We start from the raw sequence: 1,385 nt of genomic DNA on the forward strand, positions 1-1,385 counted from the left end.
GGGTTCACGTGATGGACTTCGCACATGCCCGGTGGCCGGTCACACCCAGGGAAGGTGCATCCGTGGTCTCGGGTGATGACGGCGGTGCGTAACCCTTTGGTGACCAGGCGCTCTTTGCGTCCCACATCCAACGGTTCACTCCGGGCGCCGAGGACGATCGGGATGACCTGCGCATCACACGCCAACCGGCGGGCAGCACCCGCATCCAGGGCGTCACCGGTCGCGACCACCCGGGCATGCCCCACACCCCCAGCGAGGGCTTCCAGGTTCATCGTGACCAGAGCCGTCGCCGCCGCACCCGTGGGTGTTGCGTCCCCGCTGACCACTTTCGCTGCTGCGGTGATCAGTTCCGTCAACGCGTCCGCGCGACGCTTCCCCGGGGTCCGCTCATCCCGCACCGTCGCCGAGCCACTACCCGACGCCCCCGTGCCAGAGTCACCACCGTCGTCACACGGGACCGGTTTCGGTGCCGACAACGCGAGAATGGCGGACTTGATCACCGCCGCACTCGCGGGAGCGAGTTCTGCGGTCAGGCGGGTCATCCCCGTCGGTGTGGTGAACCAACTCAACGTTTCGACCGCCTCCAGTTTCGCGTCCTGCGCCGAGAGCGTGTCGGGGGCGTACTGGGCGATGATCATCCGCGTCAACGCCGACACCCCACGAGACCCCAACGCCGGATCCAGTTGCAGGAAGTGACCCAACAACTCATCCCGCGACGCCGTCGGTAACACCGGGGGCCACCTTGTCCGCGTTCGACACCGCAGCCCGGGCCACCGCCACCGTGCACGAACCCTCCCGGACCGCGCCGGCGACCACCGCGTTACGCCGGTCACCGCAGGCTTGCGCGACCACGGCCATCGTCTTCGCATCCCGCGGCTCCACCATCGTGCCGGCCTCTACGGCGTGGGCGGTGATCCACTGCACCCCCGACGCCGACATGGACGTGTTCACCTCACCCCGGATATGCGCCTCGGCGACCACCACGGTCGCCACCTGCGCAGCACGAACATGCACGCCCATCAGCTGGGTCATCAGGTCTGACAGTCCTTCTTCCCCGAGTTGGTACAGCGCACCCGGCACCTCATCCAAGGCAGCCCGGAACTCCCGCGCCATCTCCAGAATCTCCGCAGCACGACCCGGCACCGCAACCGCCGGCGCGGCGGGTGCGGCAGAACTTGGCGATTCACCCTGGATCACCGGCGAATCCACCGGATCGCCGGAAACGTCACCACCGGGCACCCCCGAAACCTCAACCTCGCTGGGCACCAGAGGCCCGGGATCGTTGGTCGTCATACCCGGACCTCCTTGCCGTTCAGGGTGTTTCGCTGTACCTGCAGTTTACCTGAACGCATCCTGATAGCACAAGCGTTCTATAAGAAAAATTT

General features: G+C 66.6%; 2 protein-coding genes. Both read right to left on the reverse strand.

Annotated features, from left to right (window positions below):
- A partial coding sequence (locus EFY87_RS19915) for an HNH endonuclease signature motif containing protein (RefSeq protein ID WP_158607741.1) occupies positions 1 to 731 on the reverse strand: 731 nt, incomplete at its 3' end.
- A complete protein-coding gene (locus tag EFY87_RS20470; RefSeq protein ID WP_123273228.1) occupies positions 706 to 1,293 on the reverse strand; it encodes a hypothetical protein in 588 nt (195 codons plus the stop codon). The genes EFY87_RS20470 and EFY87_RS19915, both read right to left, overlap by 26 nt.
- Positions 1,294 to 1,385: the final 92 nt, after the last annotated feature.

Origin of the sequence: Flexivirga caeni, assembly GCF_003724155.1 — a bacterium.
Taxonomy (GTDB): domain Bacteria; phylum Actinomycetota; class Actinomycetes; order Actinomycetales; family Dermatophilaceae; genus Flexivirga; species Flexivirga caeni.